Source organism: bacterium, from assembly GCA_030690305.1.
GTDB lineage: Bacteria > Patescibacteriota > Minisyncoccia > Phycocordibacterales > JAGLPS01 > JBBUCK01.
This window is the reverse complement of the sequence record JAUYHB010000003.1, coordinates 1-1383: the sequence shown is the minus strand read 5'-3', so window position 1 is coordinate 1383 and position 1383 is coordinate 1. Positions and strand designations below refer to the sequence as shown.

The window sequence follows — 1383 nt, the reverse complement described above, 5'->3', positions numbered from 1 at the left end:
GCCCGAGACCGGGAAGTATTGGCCGAAGTTGCGAGCTATCTTTCCCTTGCCTTGATAGTCATCTATAACCTCATTCGTGCTTTCTAGATGAGTGATCGCCAAAATGAGCCAATCTTCGGTGGTCATACCTTGTTCGTGCTGGTACATACTATCGTTCATCTTTTCAAGATAGTCATTTGGGCTTGCACCGGCCTCAAGCTGTTTTCTACCCCCTGTTACTTCGCCCTGATCCTTGGCGGGTAGATTGGGCAGGTCTTCTAAAATGATGATGTCCCAACCTTGCTTGGTTTGTTGGAGTAACTCTGCTTTGGTCTTGCCCTTATGGTTTTTCTCATCAAAAGCTTTCGGGAAGTACACGAGTGCTCCTGCAACATCTGCATTCTCGTATGCGTCCCATGTGTAAAGTGGGTCATCAGTATCAAGCTCAAGTGGCTCAGCTGGATCGCTGGAGTTTTTTTTGGTAGCGAAGAGTTTGGTGCGGGCTGGATCGGGTATCCGTTTACTCGAATCAGTCGGGTCTGGCATATCAGCATAGTGTGCTAACACTCTTGCTTTGTATTTCTCTCTCAAAGCGTCCAGAGACATAGCGATGGGCGTAAGTTGGATTTTGAGTAATCCTTGCTTGGCCTTTTGCTCCACGATCTCCTTCTTGGCTCGCAAGCGTTCCACCACTTGAGCCAAGGTTGGCAAAGCATATTCTATTTTATCAATACCCACGATCCCGTGTTCCCCACTTTTAAGCTTCTCCAATACCCCCGCAGTCTCCAGGGCGGCTACCTCTTGATTGTATTGGGCTTCCACCTTCTCCCTTGAGAGTTCGGTGAAAGGCCAGAGCTTTTCACGTATGGCCTCGCGTCTTCGTGCCAATTCAGGCACGAGTTCCTCTGCTTCTTTGAGTGCCGATTCCGCCTCTTCGGGCGTGGTTGCGCCAGTGATGGCTTTTTCTGCCAGTTCCCGTCCTTTCTTGGTCAAGGCGTGGAGTTCCGCCAGAGCTTCGGCGGGGGGTTGTTCAAACGATTTTGGCATACCCGTAGCATACCCGATTTGGGCCTCTTTCTCCAGCGGGAGAGTCTTAAAGTTAAAGGATCAGGGCTCAAGCTAAATCCAAATTCCCAATCCCAAGGATATATTTTACACCCTCACCGCAGAACGCGCGCCAACGTCGTCATCACGACCGTCCGCCTCACCCCCGCCGAGGCCCGCCCGGCGATAGCCGCGGCCCCAGCCAGCGCTCGGCACGCAGCCCGAGACCGGGAAGTATTGGCCGAAGTTGCGAGCTATCTTTCCCTTGCCTTGATAGTCATCTATAACCTCATTCGTGCTTTCTAGATGAGTGATCGCCAAAATGAGCCAATCTTCGGTGGTCATACCTTGTTCGTGCTG

General features: G+C 51.5%; 2 protein-coding genes. Both read right to left on the bottom strand.

The features are described 5' to 3' along the window. Nucleotides 1-1026: hypothetical protein (locus Q8O71_00020; protein MDP2704779.1), on the bottom strand; the 1026-nt coding region annotated here is incomplete at its 3' end. Between the two features lie 105 nt (nt 1027-1131). After that, a partial coding sequence (locus tag Q8O71_00015) for a hypothetical protein (GenBank protein ID MDP2704778.1) occupies nt 1132-1383 on the bottom strand: 252 nt, incomplete at its 5' end.